This is a genomic window from Pseudoalteromonas sp. OANN1 (genome assembly GCF_024124685.1).
In the GTDB taxonomy this organism is placed as follows: Bacteria; Pseudomonadota; Gammaproteobacteria; order Enterobacterales; family Alteromonadaceae; genus Pseudoalteromonas; species Pseudoalteromonas piscicida.
On sequence record NZ_JAMXSE010000014.1, the window covers coordinates 56434 to 77487 of the forward strand.

The window sequence follows — 21054 nt, forward strand, 5'->3', positions numbered from 1 at the left end:
GCTACCCACAAACCTGTTACTCTACGATGTAGCTGCACTCATCAATTTCTGTGAACTTCGCCCAAGCTTCAAATAGTGCCTCTGGAAAGCCGGAGGATTGCTTAAGGTATCGATCAGATATCTCGTATAGCTTCTTGGTACCAATCGTTCCTGGAGAAGGGTAGTTGACTACCACTTCAAGGTACTGGGCAATATCAGTAATAAAACTTCTTGCGCATAGGCTAATGAGTATACCGAAAGCAGCTGGAGACAGGCGGCGTATACCTGGCGGGTATTGAGCACTTCCCGCCTTAGGCAGAAAATCAACAATTAATGCCGTTTCTTGCGTAGGATCGACGTCGTTATGCTGCGCATGAAAGCTGTCGGCAGAAAAATAAACGGTGTATTGTTTCTGCTTTTTGATTTGAATACTCTCAGAGCCCTCGCCATCAAAGTCGGCTGAAAAGAGTTGTAGCTGGATAAAGTCTGGGCCTTTAAGAAGCAACAAAGGGCCTTCTTTTTCATCAGATTGGATCGTTTTTGTCAGTGCATGCACATCTTCTTCTCTGGTTTCAACCCAGCGTGCTTCAGAGGCTTTGGTGGTCGTGGTATTTTTCACATGCCTGTCAGCATAGGACCAATACTCTTTGGCAACTTTTTCGTTCGCTTTACGTACCTCAGTAGTTGTTTCTTGTGATACATAATTGAACTGCCTGAACAGTTCCTGAAAACTCTCCCTGACAAAGTTTTTGACATGAGTCCGGAGGAGCCGTTTTTCACGGCTGGTAAGTTCATCGTAATCTCTATGCTTACCTGATGCAACGTCTGCGCTGGAATACCCTTGCGCCAGTAAAGCATGAACTTTGACCCTATTAATTGGCGGATGGCTTGATTTATTTTTAAACAGTAAAGGAATGGCAGCTTCAATACAACCAAACCGAGATCTCATGACGAAGTGGACTGCGTTAAATGTGGAAGTGTGAGATAAAATATTGTCTTCCGAAGCCCGGATAAGTGACACAAGAAACATCAATTTCCAGGTTAAGTTTTCGGCAAAAGATTCAAAGTTGATCACCGACGAATTCGTCTTCTGCCCGCTGCTGGGGTAGAGTTTTTGTATTTCTGCAATGACATCCCTAAGGCGTGCACCCGAAACCCAGGAGAGGAATGCGACGTATAACCTCAGGCAGCCATCAAGTGGCGCTTCTTCATACCCACCCTGCATTTTAATAATCGGCTGGTTTTTCAAAGTCCAGTCCATTGACTCTTGTAATATTGACTGGACATAAGCCTGATCACTTTCTTTTATGACTTGCATTTTTGTGAGCTGAGAGGCCGCTCTTTTTATTAGGTCATTCCTGTTCTCGGTCGGATCCCAGTCCATAGCCAATCGAAACTCAGGCAAGCGTCCTAAGTACTGACGGTATACTTCTTGCTGAAAGAAAACCGGTAATATGGCAAGCTCGAAAGGCAGGTGAATACTAAAGTGTTTTCCCCAGAAATCCTTGAGCGCCAGCAAAAAGCTTCTGAGCTTTTTCACAGTCGTTATTTCTGTTCCTGTATCTATGGTGGAGCAGCCCAGGTTGGTGATTTTGTATTTTCCTGAAGCATTGCGCTCTATCAGCTTGTAGTCGCTCTGGAGCGCACTGTCTATTGCCCTTTTTATTGCAGAATAAAGCTCCTTGTTTTTTTTCTTGCCACGCTTAACTACACGTTCTTCAGCACTTTCAATATCGAATTTACAGTTCTCACTGAAATACAAGGTGTTCTTAAAAAACTCGTTGAACACATCTTTGTCTGAACATGAAGTGTTATCCTCATACCCAATTTCGCTGTCGGTTCCACCTAAAAAGCGCACGGCATCCAGAACGCTCCGTGAAAATGGGTAACTAAATTGTTCTATTACTTTGTCACTGGGAGAGCCATCTTTGTCTTCTTCGTCCAGAATAATCAACTGTTCTTCCTGGTCGTTGATCTTAGCCTGGACACTCGCATCGCTGCGATAAAATAAGCGACTTTGAATCTCCCGTGGGCTGACATAAAAGGATTCTAATACGATTGGAAATGAGCGTTCAGCTTCGGGGTCTAAAAACCAGAATACGTTTGGATTTCGGTCGAGTTTTGTTTGGCCAAGACGACCAGCTCGGCCTGCCATATTCGCAAAGTCACACCGAGATAATAGCATGGGGGTTGGCTGACCGGTTTGAACACGCTCACTTTCCGGGAACATAACGTTGAGCAGCGCAACGTCTGTGACTTTCAGATTAACCCCAAAACTGAGGGTCTGTGTTGCCAGAATAATCTCAGAGCGACAATTAGCAGGCACAGGTTTACCGAGATAACTCTCAAAGCTCTCTCTGACTCGTTGGGGCACGTCTGCATTGTGGATGAAAACACCTTGCTCAGCACAGACTTTCAAAGACTTTGTAAAACTCGTTTCTTCTACCTCAGATATTATCTCCAAGGTATCGCTAATGCCTTGCTCATTGGTCAAAATTTCGGTTTGATTTGTAAAATCAAATGTAAAGCGGTCTTTCAACAGGTTTTTGAAGTTTTCTGCGACAGACAACACATCCACCTTAGAGCTCATGAATATCAATAACCTGTGTCCATGTAAGTTATTGTCCATCCAATCTTCAATAAACTCCCTGTAATATTCTAAACGGATTCTTTTGGGATTAAAGCCATGGTTATCTGGGATCTGAGTGAGTGAAGAGCGAAATCGATCAAAGGACGTATTCAGTGCTCTGGCCTCTTCACTTGACAAGATCAAAGGCTGTTCTTTTTCAAAGGTTTTTATCTCAAAAGTGGCAGGAGCTTTAGTCTCTCCACTTTCACTCTCGACCTTGCCAGGGAGGATACATTTATGGGTAACCGGTATGGCTCTGGTTTTGTCTTCCAGAACGAGCGGCGAGATATCCTCCATTTCACTGGGATCGTAGAAGGTTAAAAAGTCCGCTAATGAGTTTCCTGCTTTTTCAGTCGTAATGACCACGAGTCTGAGACTCTGTTGTTCTAAGCTGTGTAGATGACGTCGCTTTTTCTCAAGCTGCACCTTGGCCAATAAGCATTCGAGAATACTGCCACGATGTAAGTCTTCAACCATGTGAAACTCATCAATGACTATCATACTCAGTTTTTTGAATAGCGCTTGTGATGCACTGAGCATGACATTTGCTTTCTCATAAACGGTAGAAGCAATGATGAACTCACCTCGCATCAGCGCCCCATCAGAGGCATTATTATCTCCGGTAGAGACAATAACAGGCTCATAATCTGCTGTTTTATGTTTAGGGGACGGAAACTGTTCAGCCCATGCTTTTGCGCGCTCTTGTGCCAAAGCCTTAGTTGGTGCTATGTACAAGATTCTTGCTTTATCAAATTCAGCTGGGCGACTGATACCAAATAAATGTTCAGCCAGGGTGGTTTTTCCTGAAGATGTACCACCAGATAAGACCAGGTCGCGAAATGGATGAGAAAGCAGCTCGCCGCGTTTATCCCAAAATGACTTTTGCATTTGGGTTAATGGATACTTAAAAGAGCGTGTAAATGCATCTTTTTCTAACAACTGATGGTAGTAGGATTCATTGTTTCGCCAGCACCATTGAGACAGATCTTCCAGTGTTTCAGGCCAGGGTGCCGGTTCAGTCGGAACTGTTGCTGCAATGGAGTCATCACTGGCAAGCGCTTTAATAGGTTCATTGCTTTCAACAGGAATGAGCGTGTCGACGGAGGCTGTTGCAATGATGCTTTGCTCCGGGGCTACAGCATTCTTTTCGAGCGCAATGACAGTTTCTAACTTGTCACAGAGCTCATTGACTACCTGCTCCCAGCTTGGCCATTTCTGCTCTAACAGGTTTCTCAGCTCAGTGGCTTTTTTGAATGTTTCATTGTATGCAGCGGACTTAGCGATTAATTTATCTTTTAAATTTTCTATCAGGAGTTCGTCTTTGACTTCCTCAGTGATGACAGAAGTAACAAGCTCATTGACTGCGTCTTGCCCAATCACTTCTATCAGGTCGCAGTAAAAACCGGAGTTTTCGGAGATAATGGTTGGTGTACCAAAGGTACAAGTCTCCAGATAAGTCAGTCCAAAGTTCTCGTACCAGGAGTTAAGCAGCACAAAGGAGCAAGACTCCATTTTCTCTTTAACATTCGAGGTGTCAAAGTTATCGACTTCTTCAAACTCAATGACACGTATGCTTTTAGTTGTACTGGTGCTTAATTCATTCAGTTCTTGTTCCAACACACTTTCTTTACTGGATGAACCGATTGCATAAAATCGCACATCAGTGGTCCTGAGGTTTTCAATATTTCCTGATTCCAACGCTTTTAACCAAGCATTAGCAGACACGGAGATTTTTTTGATGCGATCGCTAACAGGGTCGAGCCGACCAAATGACATCGCACTAAAATAGCTTGATGGCGTTGCTCTGGATATGAATTTTGGCAGGCCAGGCAGAATATGTGTTATAGGCGTATTACTTTTTGTGTTGAGATATTCCAGATAGTTTAAAGCAGATGATCCCACACTGATTGCAAGATCAGACTCCTCCAGCATTTTACGTTGTGCGGACTCTTTCTTGTCCACTTCACTATCTGATTTCGGCTTAGCTTTGTCGCTTCTGCCATAAGCGCTATGGAAAAAAGTGACAATTTTAGCTTCTTTAAAGTACTTGCGGATTAGCGCTGGGAGTTCAGCGCAAAAGGTGTCATGTAACAAAAAAACGTCAGGTTCAGACTTATATGAAAATTTCAGAGTACCCATTACGGACATAAATTTGGTATCATCCCAGCGGCCAATATCGGCTTCTTGAAGGTTGACCCGTTTTTGACTGGGAGTGACCGCATTGAATCCGAACGTTTTACTGTCGTCCTCTAATTTGTCTGTATTGGCAAGGTAGCAAGCAAAGACCTCTACTTGCTTTATATTACTGGCAAGAGCTTTTATCAGCTCTTTGTTGAATACATCGATTCCACCCGTTGAGCTTCCCCACACTGAAGAAAAAGTAGCTATTTTCATCTATCCCTCACTCCTGAATTGATCCTTGATAAATATCAGCTTGATATAGCCGTTACTTTAGAGCTAGTAAATCACAGTAAAATTCACTTCAAAAGTCATTTACATTAAAACACATAGATTACACCAACCTATTCAATATTTCGTAAGTCAGAATGAACTTTTCGGCAAACGTAGATACCTCCTTACTCCAACCAAAACTGTTTAATCAAACCTGTAAGGCGTTGAATGGCTTTAGCTCGATTGGAGTGAAGCTGTTTGTTCCATGCATAATACCACTCGGATGAACATCGAACATGTTACAGAGCCAACGAACAGGCCAGCTGTCCGAATTTTCTTTTATAAAGACATACTTCAGCCGAACTTCTTGGCGAAGTATACCGCGGCTTTTTTCAACAGGTCACGTTCTTCGGTTGTTCGTTTTAATTCTTTTTGTATCCGTCTAATCTCAGCTTGTGCATCACTTAGTTCGTTGTGTTACGGTGAATCAGGGCCGTACTTTTTGACCCAAGCATAGAGGCTGTAAGTTATGACATTTAACCGTTTAGCAACGTCAGATATTGAATACCCGCGATCAACACCTTATTTAACTGCTTCTCTTTTAAACTCTTCTGGGTAGCGTTTTAAATCTATCAACTTGGTTCATACTTTACTGCAAATCCTAGCAATTGCGGCGCAAGTGGTCGGGTCCTTTTCTCGTTTAGCCCTGCTATACGTTCAATTCGCCAAGCTCTGAGCATTTGATGTTTTGCAATACAACGAATACATGCCACTGCGATACGACGGCATTGGTATTCCTCTATAGTTTCACAATATTTATTAAAAAACAATTTACATAAAGGTAACTTATGTGTTTTTTTGATCTTAGACAATGGAATGTTTGCATGAGTTGCGAACCAAGTGATTGTATATCGCGCAGTATCTAATTGATTTTCAGATTTATTCATTAAATTAATTAGTTGCCTAACAAATTTCTTGTCTCTTTTCGGCCAATCGACCCGACTTGGTTCGGCAACATTTGGTCGCATCGAGCCTTGATTAAATTGTATCAGCCACTGCTTATCATGCCGATATAGCCATTTGTATCAACCCGCAAAACCGTTCTGCCTAGCACCTTTAACGCCAAACTTAGCCATAGCACGTTGCCACTTTGCGCGACGTGTTTGGAAAGCTACCACAGGTTCAGAGTACACGACTACCGGATGGCGCATCATAAACCGTTAACTAAGGCTTGTAATCCTGATACTCGCCTGTACCACGCCCTTCTTTAATCCACTTACGATATTGCGCCTCAGTATGGCCAACCTTCCTAGACATAATATACCGCTATAACTGATTGAAATTTCAGCATAGCTAGAGTGAAAGTGTGATGCAAATTTATTAATTCATGATGTCATTTATAGCTTCATATCCATTGGCACAGCAAAAATTAGAATTCTTGGTAGATCCTCAGTGAATTTTGATTTATCTTAAAACAAGGTCATCTGATACCTGCTGTGTGCGAGCAAATATTGCTAAGGCGAATCAGATCTAATCAACAAACTTCGTTTTCCATCTATCACTTGGCTTGGGAGTAACGCACACAACTCATTCAATATAGCCAAGATGAGAAATGGAGATATACCTATGTCTTTAGCACCTTTTTATGTAGCTTGTGAGAAGCTAGTTAGTGTACTAGCCGAAAAAGGCTTTCATGTTGACCCTCAGCTGTTAATCCCTCAACCCAACGTACAACACAACATTCTCAACGAATTTACTAGAACAGACTTTTACACAAAAGCTCTAGAGTACTACTTAGATAAAGGTGGGCTGTGGGCATACGATTTAAAAAATAGACCTTCACCAACTAACTGGCATATTGTAAATTTAGCGTGCAATAAAAAATCGGATTCATCAGTCAGTGATTATTTTTACTGTGCAACCTGCAAACAAGATGCTTTAGCCTTAGTAATATATGAGCTCGATACTCAGGGGCTTATCCCTTCACATGTCAAATGTGATCAAGATAACCTTGCCTTTTATAGCGATAAAGAGCTTCTTGCTGAAATTTATATACCTCACTTTGAGAGAGTAGAACACACATTAAATCACAGAATAGAAACTGCACTTGAGAAAAGCTTCTGGAATGACGCCGAAGATGTTGTGACAAAAAGACTTCAAGAAATCCCCAATCTTGGTCAAATAAAATCTAGCGAGTGCGCTACTTATCCAATGCTTGTTTCAACGAAATCGCTTGCAAACCAAATGGAAAGGTTTCTCAGGAAGATACTTCACTATCGAGCAAAACGCTCCGAGCTATTAGAGATTACGGCTAAATTCTTTGACTATGAGAGTTGGAATCATTTTTGTGGCGCTGAAAAGCAATATGCTGACAATTTAAAGCGGCCATTTATGATCTATACAAAAGCCGAACTAGAGGTTAACTCTTTGGACTTCACCCTTGGTGAAGTTGATGCCATTGCTATGCTTTCAAAAAAAGTAAGCCGAAGAGTCGACAAGACATTTAGTTTATATGAGTTTGATGGTATGAGCTTAAACGCACATCCTCCGTTACCCAATACAGAGGGACTTTACATTAGACCAATTAAGCGTGTGTATCCCGAAGATCTCACTACCGGTGATATAGCTTTAAAGCTATTAAACGAGGAAGATATTACCGAAGCTATATATGATCACCTAGGAGCAAATTCCCCATCTTTCACGCAAAAGCTTCATAAGAGAGCGCAAAGGCGAAGTATAGATAGCAGCTATCTAATGCTCTCCGACTGGCTGATATACATAGAGTCATCTAGTTCAGGTGATGTCTTGGTGCTGGAAAAGTTTGATCATCAAAAAGAGCAGATGATCTATAAAATCATTGGTGATTTATATAAATGCTGGTTTTTCTTCAATGAAGAAACTAATACGTACTGGCTTTCCATAGATAGACATGAAAAAGCGCAAATTGAGCTGTCGGATTTTAACGAGTCTGACATTCTCAAAATAGAGAAGCAATTCATACTGAAAGCAAATTGGTGCTTTAACGATTTAGAATTCCTTCTTAATTTCTAGTAAGTTGAAGATACATAACAGAAATGAAGAAAAGCCGATCAAAAGTCGGCTTTTCTCTATTTGAATTAGCTTAGCTCCCAAGGTAAGTCTCTACGACCGTTCACAGGCTTTAATACTCCCGAATATCTTAGTCGCTGGGCGGCCCACCTTAAATCGTACTGCCATGTATAAAGCAAATCACCTGACAATCTGAGCTCTTTTTCGTAGGATTCCCATACATACCGTGCAACATCTTTTGGCCATCCTGAACCTCCTCTTGATTGTAGGCATTCAATGATCCAGCCTTTCATATCCTCTCTAGTAACCATAACTTTCCTTTACGCTTAGATAAATCGACCACAACTCTAAAGTATAACTACAGAGTTATCTCCATTATCAAGCCCTTGGCCAAGCCATTTTAGTATGAATATCTTTATTGTTCACCCACATCTGAGGCGCTTGCGCGCCTTTTCTTATTCTACCGTTACACTCTTTGCGAGGTTTCTCGGTTGGTCAACATCGGTGCCTTTGATTACGGCTACATAATATGAAAGTAGCTGTAGTGGGATGGTGTAAACCACTGGGGCGATGATGTTTTCTACGTGGTTGACGTTCATTACTCGCATGGTGTCGTCTGAGGCAAAGTTTGAGTCTTTGTCTGCAAATACATAGATGATACCGCCGCGTGCGCGTACTTCTTCAACGTTTGATTTGAGCTTTTCAAGCAGCTCGTTGTTTGGTGCAACGACGATGATTGGCATGTCTGCGTCGATAAGCGCGAGCGGCCCATGTTTTAGCTCGCCTGCCGCATAAGCTTCGGCGTGGATGTAGGAGATCTCTTTAAGCTTAAGCGCGCCTTCCATTGCGATTGGGTATTGTGAACCACGGCCAAGGAACAATGAGTGGTGTTTGTCGGCGAATTCTTCTGCAAGTAGCTCAATGCCGTCAGCCATCGTTAGGGTTTCTTCAAGCTTGGTTGGCAGGGTTTTGATAGCGTTGACGATTGCGCTTTGGTCACGGCCTTTTTCCTGCGCGATCGATGCCGTTAGCATCAATAAGCCAACTAGTTGAGTCGTAAATGCTTTGGTTGATGCCACACCGATTTCAGCGCCGGCTTTGGTCATAAAGGCAAGATCTGACTCACGTACTAGCGATGAACCTGGTACGTTACAGATGGTCATTGACGCCATATAGCCTTGCTCTTTAGCCAAGCGAAGTGCTGCGAGAGTGTCTGCGGTTTCACCTGATTGTGAAATGGTCACCAGCAGGCTGTTTTCGTGAACAAATGAGTCGCGATAACGGAATTCTGAAGCGATTTCCACGTTACAGCTTACGCCTGCAAATTGCTCTAGCCAGTAGCGCGCCACCATGCCTGAGTGGTAAGACGTACCACATGCGATGATCTGAACGTGTTTTACATCTTTAAAGATTTCATTAGCTTTGTCGCCAAATGCGTCGATACTAACGCGATCGTTGTCTAAACGGCCTTCAAGTGTATTACGTACTGCCATTGGCTGCTCGTAAATTTCTTTTAGCATGTAGTGGCGGTATTCGCCTTTGCCCGACGCATCTTGCGTGATGTTAGACTCAACCACTTCGCGCTCTACAGGATTGCCGTTAATGTCGAAGATTTCCACCGTTTCGCGAGTAATGCGTGCTACATCGCCTTCTTCTAGGAAGATAAAGCTGCGGGTTACAGGTAATAGCGCAAGCTGATCAGAGGCAATAAAGTTTTCACCAAGGCCAAGACCGATAACCAATGGGCTGCCTGAGCGTGCCACGATGATTTCATCTTGGTTTGCTTTATCAAATAATACCGTGCCGTATGCACCTTCAAGCTGTTTTACCGCTGCTTGCACGGCAGCAAGTAATGTAGTGTGTTGCTGTCTGAGTTGATGGATCAAGTGCACCATCACTTCGGTGTCGGTGTCAGATAAAAACTCGTAGCCGTCTTCTTTTAATGCCGCGCGCAAACCTTCATGGTTTTCAATAATGCCGTTGTGCACCAGCGCAATTTCGCTGTTAGAAATATGCGGGTGCGCGTTAGCTTCTGTTACGCCACCGTGTGTTGCCCAGCGCGTGTGCGCGATACCGGTAGTACCTTTTACTTCTGCATTTTCAAGCGCAGATTCTAGGTTTACCACTTTACCCACGGCTTTCACGCTGTTGAGTGCGCCGCCTTCGCAAAGTGCGACACCCGCAGAGTCATAACCACGGTATTCAAGGCGTTTTAGGCCTTCTATAAGAATTTTGTTTACTGGACGCTCAGCAACAGCGCCTACGATTCCACACATAATCTCTCCATTATTTGCACGTTGTGTGTAGTTCAGCACAGATAAGTTGTATACCACGCGCTTCGATCGCTTGGCGGAGGTCATCGGCCAAGTTGTTGTCGGTGATCAAAGTGGTGATCTGTGCCCAAGGTATTTCTAAATTCGGAATTTTACGGCCAATCTTGTCGGATTCGACCATTACAATCACTTCTCGGGCTGACTTTGCCATCACACGGCTCAGCCCAATTAATTCGTTGAATGTAGTTGTGCCGCGCTCTACATCAATGCCATCGGCACCAATAAAAAGCTGATCAAAGTCATAGGATTGCAGTACTTGTTCTGCTACTTGCCCTTGAAAGGATTCTGAGTGCGGATCCCACGTCCCGCCGGTCATCAATAAGGTTGGTTCATTTTCTAGTGATAACAATCGATTAGCGATATTCATCGCATTGGTCATCACGACTAAGCCGCGCTTTTGCGCAAGCTCTGGAATTAGGGTTTCGGTAGTTCTGCCACTATCAATAATAATGCGATTATGATCTTTAATCAGCTCAGCGGCCGCTTTGGCAATGGCCGTTTTACGTACCGAGTCTTGCTCATCTTTACCTGATGCAGTGATCTCTTTAGGAAGGGCTATCGCACCGCCATAGCGGCGTAGTAACAAGCCGCTTTTTTCTAGTGCCGTTAAATCCTTACGAATCGTAACTTCTGACGTTTCAAACTCAGCAGCGAGTGATTCTACGCTTACTTCACCGTATTCATTTACCCATGAAAGAATAGTATGTCTGCGCTGTTGAGTGTTTCGTTTAGTCATTAAATAAGTTTCGTTTCGAAATTTAAGGCGATTATAGTCGAAACTTCAAAACCTAAACAAGTTAAATTTTGCACTGAACAAATTTTAACTGGAAATATGATGAACATCAGGATACATTTCCGAATTGAGGTACTTAAAAGGACAATTAAATGAACAAAAACTTAATAACATCAATATTTTGCTGTTCACTATTACTAGCAGGATGCGGCGGTTCAGGTGGTGACACTACACCAGTCAATCAGGATGGCGGCAAAAATGGAAATAATGGCAACACTGATTCAAATAACGATAATACAGATTCAGGAACGGATACCACGACTAAGCCTGTCGCTAAAATTCAGGCAAGTGCCTTTGGGGAGACAGGCAACGTCATTCAGCTTAGCACAGCGGGAAGTACGATCCCTGAAAATGCCGAAATAACATGGCAGTGGCAAGCCAAACCTCAAGGCAGTAACGCTCAGTTATCTAACCCCAATGCTAAGCAAGCGCACTTTACCGCTGATGTTGCAGGTAGCTACATTGTAGGGCTAACAATCAAGTCAGGTAGTAACGAATCGACAACACAGTTTGAGATCCGTGTAAAAGAAAAAACCACACCAAGTGTGAACACGCCTCCTGTCGCTGATTTCACACTCACAAAACAGGAAATTGCCATCAACGAGCATCTACGGTTAGATGCGAGCAACAGCTCAGACTCAGACGGCGATAATCTCAGTTATAAATGGCAAGTCACTGCACCTGCTAATGTTGATGAATATACATTAGTAAGCCCTAACAATAACGTTGCCTCTTTCGCCTCTAAATTTGCGGGTGAATACACCATTACTTTAACCGTGTATGATGGTAAATCATCGCATAGCAAATCGGAAAAAGTCATCGTTGTAGATAACCAGCCAGCTCTTAAAGCGGTTATTTCAGCACCTTCAGAGGTTACATTAAGCTCAATGACTTTTGTTGAACTGAAAAGCGATGGTAGTCAGTATCAAGGCGCTGTAACACCGCTTTGGAGTTTTGACAGCAAACCAAGCGGCAGCCAAGCCACAATGGCAACACCAAATGGATTTCTCACCTCGCTTCAATTAGATAAGGCAGGGCAATATAAAATCCGCTTTAGCCTTAAAGACAAACAGGGCCGTTTAAGTGAAGCAACCCATACCTTAACGGCCAAATTAGGCGCAGCAAACAAACCGCTTGTATTCGTCGATGTGCCAGAGTCAACCAAAATCAATGAAACCATCGAGCTTAGCGCCAAGCGAAGTAGAGATACAAGCGGCAGAACACTTTCCTTTATTTGGACGTTTGAGCCATTTGACGCCGGTTTGACCTATTCCGTTACGAATGAAGATACCGACACGGTGACCTTTACGCCTCACGGAGAGGGGAGTTACCGTTATTTTGTGGAGGTAAGTAACGGTGAGCTAAGCCAAACCGCCAGTGGCGTGATAAAGAGTCACCCTGAAAATTATGGACCCACAGCGTCTATGAGCCCACAAATATCTACAGCTACGGAAGGGGAAACCAAAGTCTTTTTGGTATCCGCAGAAGATAAAGACGGCGATCCGCTCACTTATCGCTGGTCGCTTGAAACGAAGCCTGAGAATAGCACTGCAGTAGTCAATAATGCTGATAATCGCGCGTCTATTACCTTCGATGAAGCTGGCAACTATGTGCTGAAATGCATCGTGTCTGATGGCAAGGTTGAACTAGTAGTTGCAGCATTCATCAAAGTAAGTGCAGTTCAAAATAGCGCTCCAATAATTACGTCGCTGGATTATCAAGGTGAACCTAAAATAGATACTGCACTTTGGATAACTCCAACGGTTATGGATAGCGACAGCAATGCAGGCAATTTGACCTATTTTTGGAAGGTGGTTGCTCCGTCTGGTGAAGTGCTTGACAGTACCGCAGCTCATGACTCGAACCTACAATTCACTCCTGTTGCACCAGGCGACTACCAAGTAAGTTTAAGTGTTGTTGATGAAAAGTCCGCTTCCGTTGCAACTAAAACAATGACACTTTCAGTAGAATAAGGTCTCTCTACTCGATAACTTTTAAGGCTTAAGCGCTCACCTGCGGGCGCTTAAGCCTTTTTATTTAAACGGTTATGTCGGATGGAGCTAAGTGACGGATCTCCATATTGCTGATATGCGTTCCAGAAGCGTCCTCAGGACCAATTTCATCATAGGCAGACTCAACTCTGAGATAGGCTTGAGTTGCACCGAGCTCCGCCAGCTTTGTTTCGGCCTCTCGCAGCGAGTTAAACGGCGTTAGTTTGCCCTCGGCATGCATTAAGATATGCAAGTTCCCATCAGCATCCTGACCACCAGCTAAGTAGTGATTTGAATCCGCGTAGCTAAGCACGATGGCATGGAGTTCTTTATTAGCGATTTTTTCTTTTAGTGTGGCAGCAAGCATAATGCTCTCCTCGTTTAACCGATTAATAATTAAACGACCCTTGTGCGTGTTTGGTTCACCTTGGTTGTCGTGAATGTGTTGTCGCGAACCTGTTGTCGTGATAAATCACGACCTACCATCCCCCGTAGGTCGAGGTTTACCTCGATGCGATAATGATTTATCCATTCGCAAAACTATTGTCGTGATAAATCACGACCTACCATCCCCCGTAGGTCGAGGCTTACCTCGATGCGATAATGATTTATCCACTCGAAACCTGTTGTCGTGATAAATCACGACCTACCACCCATCCGTAGGTCGAGGTTTACCTCGATGCGATAATGATTTATCCACTCGAAACCTGTTGTCGTGATAAATCACGACCTACCACCCCCGTAGGTCGAGGCTTACCTCGACGGGATAATCGTTAACCCATTCGAAACCTAATGTCGTGATAAATCACGACCTACCACCCCCCGTAGGTCGAGGTTTACCTCGATGCGATATTCGTTAATCCATTCGCAAACCTGTCGTGATAAATCACGACCTACCATCCAACCGTAGGTCGAGGCTTACCTCGATGCGATAATCGTTAATCCATTCGCAAACCTGTCGTGATAAATCACGACCTACCATCCCCCGTAGGTCGAGGTTCACCTCGACAGATTTAATCGAAGGGATTATCTTTAAAATTCATCTCTCAATTGCAAGGAATGCACATGAGCTGGAATGACCTGAGAAAAGGCAGGATATCAATCCCGTACGCGGAATACTTCATTACGTTTAACTGCCATAAACGCATGCCCTATTTTACGGATTATCGGCTGGCACGATTGTTTTGCCAATCTATCTCACATAATGAACAAAAGTTTGAGTGCTGCTGGCAAACATGGGTGTTAATGCCAGATCACTTTCATGGCTTACTGACACTTGGCAATACGCAACTTGGTAAGGTTGTTGGAGAATTAAAAGGCAGAACAGCTTACCTGCTAAATAACCTGAGCTGCGGATAATTAATGCCTTTCTAGCAGCCAGTTTTAGCGCTAACTGCGTTGAATTCACTTCCAATAGCCAGCTATTGGTGCGTAAATTCGCCTTGTTTTCCCTAAAACTCTCTGGCTAGACAAGGAGAAAACTAAGTTGTGCTTTAGCAACAATGAGTTGGAACATTCCTTATCCAAACCTCAGGTTAAATAAACAACTGGATTCAAAATACAAAATTTGGCAAAGCGCGTATTACGATCATCAGCTCAGATCCACAGAAGATAGGCATACCATTGCCCGCTATATTGCTGCAAACCCACTAAGAACCAAGCTAGTAAGCCGCATTGGTGATTATCCTTATTGGAACTCACACTTTCTGTGATTGGCTAGTTAAAGGCGCTCTTCCCAACTCAGTTAACACGCTTCGATATACCGACAAGTTGCCTTCCGCCATCACCTCAATGGCAAATTCACTGCACATTTTAGCGCGGCCTTTACGGCCCATTTGCTCTCGTAAAATCGGGTCCTGCAATAAGCGATTAAGATCTTGGGTAAACTGAACTTGATTACCAACCGGAGCAAGTAATCCGGTTTCATTGTGCGCAACCGCTTCAGGAATGCCGCCAGCAGCAAAGCCCACTACAGGCACACCAGATGCGCTGCTTTGTAATAACGCTACGCCTAGCCCTTCCATCGATGCTGGATGTGCAACGATATCAACCGCCGGTAAGATACGCGCTACGTCTTGTCGAAATCCCACCAGCTGGACAATTTTTTGCAGCCCCAGTTCATCTATACGTGCCTGATACTGTTGCTGCTTTGGCCCTCGACCAAACAGTAATACGCGCAAATTAGGATGCTCAACAATGAGTTTTTTGGCTGCACGCATGATCACATCCTGCCCTTTACGCTCTATCAGTTGCGCAAAATTAGCCACAACCAAAGCATTTTGTGGCAGTTCAAACTCATCAAGCAGCCATTGCCGCTCCGCGCTACTTGGTGCAAAGCGCTGGGTGTCGACTGCACTGTGGACTAACTTTACTTGCTCAGAGGCGACACCTTGTGAGAGTAATACTTGGCGGATCCCCTCTGAAATAGCGATCACTTTATCGTAGGCTGGGTATTTTAATTTTGACCACCAGCGTGGCTCGGTGTTGTCGACTCGCCTCGATAAAATAACAGGAACATTAAGCGACTTCGCGGCAAGCAATCCCCAAGTATCAACCCCTCGACGGCTGTGAATATGAACACAATCAGGCCGATGATGAGCAATAGCCCTTCGTAAACGCAACCATTGCATGACATCGAGATCGCCTGCCATTTTCACGGGCTCCACAACAACTTGCTTATCAACTGCTGCAATCATTTCACTATTAGGCGGGCAAACTAGTACGTTCTCAATTCCCTTTTGCTGCAACGCTTGGGTTAAATATACCACTTGTTGTGCGCCGCCATATAAGTGACGGCCCGCTTCAATATGCAGAACTTTCATAGCACTTCTCCTAGTGCGCTCGACACTCTTTGTGGCGTGAGCCCCACCATACAATCAAAACGATCCTCACAGGTTGGTCGGCGTTTGCACGGTGAGCAAGCAAGTTTATCGCTCAACACACGACCATTTGGATTGAAGGTGTTTTCATACGGCAAGGTTGAACCAAACAATGCAATAACCGGGGTATGATGCACCATCGCCATATGCGTCAACCCAGTATCAACGCCAATCACGCCTTTTGCTCCCCGAATGATCTCGCTGCACTCAAGCAATGTCGTTTTCCCGGTTAGATTAATGATCCCCGGCATCTGTTTTTCTAAGCGCTCGCTATGCGCGATATCACTTGGTCCACCCAATATAATAATATGCGCACAAATAGACTGATTTACTTGTTTATACAACTCACGCCAATGCTCATCTACCCAGTGTTTCTGAGCTCTCGTTGTGAACGGGCAAAACACCACATAAGGTTGACCTTGAGTATGCTCCAATAGCAGTGCTTCTGTATGTTGTTGTGTCTCTTTCGAGGCAATGAGCGAGTATTGAAATGCCGCTTCTGGCGCACCAAAAAATGTCGCAGCAGCTCTGTATTCCGAGCTGATATCAGCAGACCAAGGCGAGGTCACTACCTTATTCATAAGCCACTGACTGCCCTCGCGACTATTGATCCCAACCTTATATTGAGCGCCGCTAAGCCAAGCTAGCACGCCACTTTTAAGGAGTCCTTGGGCGTCGAGCACTAAGTCAAATTGTCGACTAGCCAACTGCTTTTTAAAGCTATTAACTAGCTTAAGTAGCGCTATGGTCCCCTGTGCTTTTCGCACTTTTTGCCACTCATTGCGAGGCCACAGGATCACCTCATCTAGCAGTGGATTTTGTTGTAGCAAGGTCGCGCCAGCAGGCTCTGCCAACCAGCTCAGTTTTGCCTCTGGATAACGTGCCTTTAGTGCAGAAATAAGGCCTGACGCCATCACGATATCACCAATGGCACTGAGCCGGACAATAAGGATATTGTTGTATTGCATTGTTATCTGATCACCATTGGATGTAATCGGGTACTATGAACTGGCCGTTGCGCCTGCTTTAACTGATATAAAACTTGCAATGTGGTTTTGTGTAGTGCGCCATTATGCTTTGCGATAGCGGCTTGCCCAGCCTGTATTTGTTGCACTGTTGCAGCACTATTTTGCCAAAAGCCGATGACTTCTTTAGCTATTTGCTGTGGTTCGTTACCCTCAACAAGTGCACCAGCTTGACTCAGCGGCGCACATATATCTTCACAATTTCGTCGACTACTTCCCATTACGACGGCAGCCCCTTGGACAATGGCTTCGGCAGGATTATGACCACCGAGCTTAACTAACGAGCCCCCGATAAAGGCAACATGGGCATCACGATAAGACGCAAATAATTTGCCCATCGTATCGAGCAGGTACACTTGCGTATTTGCCGCTAGTGTTGGCGTGTGCGAGTAACGCTGACAGCTCAGCCCGCTTGCTTGCAGCAGCCACCATACCTCATCAAATCTTTCAGGATGACGCGGTGCGATAATTAGCTGAGCAGCTGGATTTTGCTGTATCAACTGTTTGTGCGCTGCGACCACCGCTATTTCTTCGGTGTCATGCGTGCTCCCTGCAATCCATGTCAAATGAGAGGGTTTTTGCGTTGGGTCGGCGTGTTTAAGCTCTGGCCAATCGTACTTGATATTACCGCACGTCATCAGTTTTTCTGGTGGTACACCCAACTCGCGAAAAGCTTGATAACTTAGCTCACTTTGCGGCAGGATTTTATGCACCTTGGACACCATAAAGGTAAAAAGACCTAACATTTTGGCATAGCGATTCTTTGATCTGTCGGTCATGCGGGCATTTACCAGCATCACTCGACTGCCTTGGTTGCGCGACTGACGGATAAGATTAGGCCACCACTCCATCTCAACTGACATGGTCAATACCGGATTAAAATGCGTCAGGAACGCACCAACCGTCAATTGAAAGTCCAATGGCAAATAGGTGTGAATGACTTGCTCCCCCCAGTTGCGCTCAATATAGTTGGAACCTGCTACTGTGGTACAAGTAAAAACAATGGGTAAATGAGGATGCTGTTTACGCAGCTCAGGAATAAGTTTAGCAATAGCGGCGCATTCGCCGACGGAAACGCCATGTAAATGAATACAGGCGGGTAAACGCTTACAACCGTAGACACCTAAGCGCTGTAAAAAGTGCTTTTTATAACCCGGTTTACGTAGCCATTTTTTTAATAAGATCAGCGCAATCAAAGGTAAACACAACAACAGGATACTGTTATAAACACCAATCCAAAGTGAATTAGCTGATCTTCCACGAAGACGAGAGGTTGCCTTAACCTTAGCCATAGCTACACCTTGTTATTCAAGCCTGAATTAACCCCAGTGTAACTATGGTTTTTGACACTAAATTGACAGTGGTAAGCCAAGTAAAGATTCTGACAGAAATTGTGTGACAAGTTGAGACTTACTAGCACCTAGCGCTTACGAATGCCGACTTCTTAGCACGCTTTGCTGCCCTCGGCGACATATTCACACCATTCAAAACCAGAAATGGTCGTGCCGACATTAACGATGAACACATCAAGAAATAAATGATAAAAGCGGCCTAAGTTAGGCCGCAATTTCTTGAGTGATTACCAATTTAATTTACTCATATCGCAAGATTAGCGACGGACGTGTACTCGCGGCTTTAAACGCAAGTGTAGCAACGGTGAGCCATGTGATCCCCGCAACAGCTAATGCTGCGACTCCATATACCCACACAGCTTGCTCGATGCGGTCATTAAAATTAGCAAGCCAATCACCAACAAGCCAATAGGTTACCGGATAAGCTATGGCGATACTGATTCCCACCAAAGTCAGGAACTCTTTTGCTAAGATATTCACAATGCTTAACCGTGATGCACCTAGAACTTTGCGCACAGCCACTTCTTTTTGGCGACGAACCGTTGCAAAAGATGCCAAGCCAAAAGTGCCCAAGCACGTCAGGAATACCGCAAGGCCGGTAAAGATCAACACAACTAAAGAGACTCGTTCATCACCATGCAGAACCGCTTTATAATTATCAGACATAAGGCTGATATTCGGTTCATAAAGGTTGGCGTTCTTAGCAAGAATATCAGTCACCTGCTCTTGCACGTAGGCAATGTTTTGAGCACTTACCGTCATTATTATTTCGCCCGCTGTACTTTGGCTAAATCCGCACAGGAAGATGATATTAGAGTTCGCGTCTTGGGCATTACCCACTTTTACATCAGCTACAACTCCCACAACTCGCATATTCAAGCCAAAGCCTTTATCCAAAATGGTTTGTCCAATGATATCTTGATAATTTGAGTAACCAGCCTGCTTTGCAACTGTTTCAGTTATGATCGCCCCAACGTTAGTACTGTTACCATCTTGAGACGCCCAATCTGCAGCGTATGTGCGGCTAAAATCACGCCCTGCTAATAATGTCAGCCCCAACCCTTCGACTAAATCAAAGCCTGCACCAATAGTCGGTGTTATCCCCTCTGATTGCTCTCCATTTGGCCACGTTGGTGACACACTGCTATTGATTGATACTGTCAGTTTCGTATCGATTACATTCAGGGCTTCAACACCATCTATTGCTGTAAGCCTATTCATTAGCGCTGTTGGCTCTTTCGAGAAAATAGACGATGCAGGTATATCTGAAACCACAACACGTTGTTCAGTCTCATACCCCAGAGGTAAGCTTTGCAAGTGTTTAAGTTGCTGCTGTAGTGTTACCGATGCAATGATCAAAGCGATTGATAAAGCAGCTTGAAAAGTTAGTAGGCTTTTACGTACAAAGATTGCTGTATTACCCCTTTGCAAATCGCCACTAAGCACTCGCTTCGCACTGAAAGATGAAATAAACAACGCAGGATATAAACCAGCGCCAACACCAACGACAATTGCTACACCCAAGACGACAACACTAAACATCGACATATAGTCAATAAACAGCGCTCTATCTACAAGTTGATTAAAGCTTGGTAAAAATAGCTCTACTAAGACACAGGCAATAATCATTGATAATAAAGATACCAATACTGACTCAGCCAAAAACTGTGTGACCAATTGAGTCTTACTTGCCCCTAGCGCTTTACGCACACCCACCTCTTTAGCACGCTTTGCCGACTGGGCAACCGTCATATTAATGAAGTTAAAGCCTGCAATCAGGATAAGCAGTACACTCAGTCCAGCGCAAATCACGACAACTTGCTCCGTTCCTCCTGATTTCATCTCAAATGGTGACTTTGCTGTGAGATGAAGATCACGCAATGGATGTAACTCGATCGCGAGCTTACCTTTCATCGGGCCATAAAAGTATTTATCAGTAAATATTTGCTCAAGCGCCGCTACATCTGTATTTTCAGCAAGTTTAAGATAAACGTAACTGGAGTTGATGTCTAAATTAGATAGGTCATGTTCAACATAAACTAAGCTTTTGAATGAAAAGTGCGTATTTTCGGGTAAATCCTTAAATACGGCCTTCACGGTGTATTGGCCGCCTTTGAAGTCAAGTGTTTCACCTTCAATATTAGTTGTGCCAAAAATTCGCAACGCTTCAGACTCATTTAACGCGATACCATTTGGTACGCTCAACGCATTGCTCAAGTCGCCAGCTAGCGTATCAATGTTGATGAAGTCTTGGATATTTGGAGTAGCTCCCAGTACCTCTGTTAATTTGTAGCCTTGACCATTATGCTGTACGTCTGTTTCAGCTTGATTTGTCCAATCTACTTTAGTGAGTGCAAATACAGACTCGATCTGACTATATTGCTCCATCTCTTTTGCACGAGCAAAGTTAGAAATTGGCACCACCGCTAAGCCAAGCTTAGTGTAGTCCTGACCGATACGATAAATTTGCTCAGCGTCTGGTTGTTGGCTGTCATAAGAGAGCTCATTTCGAGCAAAAGACGCTACCAAAATTGCGGCAGCAAGGCCAACGCTAAGACCTACAACATTCAATATAAAATGTTGCTTTTGCTGCTTAAAGGAGCGTAAAGCTGTAATTAAATAATTGGCTATCAT

12 protein-coding genes and 2 pseudogenes are annotated in these 21054 nt (G+C 44.1%); 3 read left to right on the forward strand and 11 right to left on the reverse strand.

Annotated features, from left to right (window positions below; all coding sequences use genetic code 11):
* Nucleotides 1-16 precede the first annotated feature (16 nt).
* The 3 genes and pseudogenes from NH462_RS12875 to NH462_RS12885 all read right to left on the reverse strand — a co-directional run.
* Nucleotides 17-5002 carry a DEAD/DEAH box helicase gene (locus NH462_RS12875; RefSeq protein ID WP_253105890.1) on the reverse strand — a complete coding sequence of 1662 codons (4986 nt, stop codon included), beginning with the start codon at nucleotides 5000-5002 and terminating at the stop codon, nucleotides 17-19.
* 185 nt (nucleotides 5003-5187) lie between these two features.
* Nucleotides 5188-5632: pseudogene (locus tag NH462_RS12880) on the reverse strand (transposase); the annotation flags it as partial.
* Nucleotides 5632-6072 (reverse strand): annotated as a pseudogene (locus tag NH462_RS12885) (TnsD family Tn7-like transposition protein); the annotation flags it as partial. The pseudogenes NH462_RS12885 and NH462_RS12880, both read right to left, overlap by 1 nt.
* Nucleotides 6073-6625: 553 nt before the next feature.
* Between NH462_RS12885 and NH462_RS12890 the strand changes: the two are divergent.
* Nucleotides 6626-8050: a hypothetical protein gene (locus NH462_RS12890; protein WP_253105894.1), complete on the forward strand. Its 1425-nt coding sequence runs from the start codon at nucleotides 6626-6628 to the stop codon at nucleotides 8048-8050.
* A gap of 65 nt (nucleotides 8051-8115) precedes the next feature.
* Here NH462_RS12890 and NH462_RS12895 read toward each other — a convergent pair whose 3' ends face one another.
* The 3 genes from NH462_RS12895 to NH462_RS12905 all read right to left on the reverse strand — a co-directional run bounded on the left by NH462_RS12895 (nucleotide 8116) and on the right by NH462_RS12905 (nucleotide 11116).
* A complete protein-coding gene (locus tag NH462_RS12895; protein WP_253105897.1) occupies nucleotides 8116-8358 on the reverse strand; it encodes a hypothetical protein in 243 nt (80 codons plus the stop codon).
* A 144-nt stretch (nucleotides 8359-8502) separates the two neighbouring features.
* Nucleotides 8503-10323 carry a glutamine--fructose-6-phosphate transaminase (isomerizing) gene (gene glmS, locus NH462_RS12900; protein ID WP_102057780.1) on the reverse strand — a complete coding sequence of 607 codons (1821 nt, stop codon included), beginning with the start codon at nucleotides 10321-10323 and terminating at the stop codon, nucleotides 8503-8505.
* A gap of 10 nt (nucleotides 10324-10333) precedes the next feature.
* Nucleotides 10334-11116 carry a DeoR family transcriptional regulator gene (locus NH462_RS12905; protein ID WP_010377680.1) on the reverse strand — a complete coding sequence of 261 codons (783 nt, stop codon included), beginning with the start codon at nucleotides 11114-11116 and terminating at the stop codon, nucleotides 10334-10336.
* Between the two features lie 149 nt (nucleotides 11117-11265).
* Here NH462_RS12905 and NH462_RS12910 point away from each other — a divergent pair, with 149 nt between their 5' ends.
* Nucleotides 11266-13146, forward strand: coding sequence for a PKD domain-containing protein (locus NH462_RS12910; RefSeq protein WP_253105899.1), 1881 nt, complete (start codon nucleotides 11266-11268; stop codon nucleotides 13144-13146).
* A gap of 64 nt (nucleotides 13147-13210) precedes the next feature.
* Here the strand turns inward: NH462_RS12910 and NH462_RS12915 are convergent, their stop codons facing one another.
* Entirely contained in the window at nucleotides 13211-13531 is a 321-nt protein-coding gene (locus NH462_RS12915) for a DUF6482 family protein (RefSeq protein WP_010377676.1), read from the reverse strand.
* Between the two features lie 698 nt (nucleotides 13532-14229).
* Here NH462_RS12915 and NH462_RS12920 point away from each other — a divergent pair.
* Complete coding sequence (locus NH462_RS12920; RefSeq protein WP_010377674.1) at nucleotides 14230-14523, forward strand: transposase; 294 nt, start codon at nucleotides 14230-14232, stop codon at nucleotides 14521-14523.
* Between the two features lie 338 nt (nucleotides 14524-14861).
* On the opposite strand, the gene NH462_RS12925 is transcribed toward NH462_RS12920, so the two are convergent.
* The 4 genes from NH462_RS12925 to NH462_RS12940 all read right to left on the reverse strand — a co-directional run bounded on the left by NH462_RS12925 (nucleotide 14862) and on the right by NH462_RS12940 (nucleotide 21054).
* Nucleotides 14862-15986: a glycosyltransferase gene (locus NH462_RS12925; RefSeq protein ID WP_253105901.1), complete on the reverse strand. Its 1125-nt coding sequence runs from the start codon at nucleotides 15984-15986 to the stop codon at nucleotides 14862-14864.
* Nucleotides 15983-17011: a glycosyltransferase family 9 protein gene (locus NH462_RS12930; RefSeq protein ID WP_010377668.1), complete on the reverse strand. Its 1029-nt coding sequence runs from the start codon at nucleotides 17009-17011 to the stop codon at nucleotides 15983-15985. Before NH462_RS12930 ends, NH462_RS12925 begins: the two co-directional genes overlap by 4 nt.
* A 2-nt stretch (nucleotides 17012-17013) precedes the next feature.
* Nucleotides 17014-18360: a 3-deoxy-D-manno-octulosonic acid transferase gene (locus NH462_RS12935; RefSeq protein ID WP_253105904.1), complete on the reverse strand. Its 1347-nt coding sequence runs from the start codon at nucleotides 18358-18360 to the stop codon at nucleotides 17014-17016.
* 300 nt (nucleotides 18361-18660) lie between these two features.
* Nucleotides 18661-21054 carry an ABC transporter permease gene (locus NH462_RS12940; RefSeq protein ID WP_253105906.1) on the reverse strand — a complete coding sequence of 798 codons (2394 nt, stop codon included), beginning with the start codon at nucleotides 21052-21054 and terminating at the stop codon, nucleotides 18661-18663.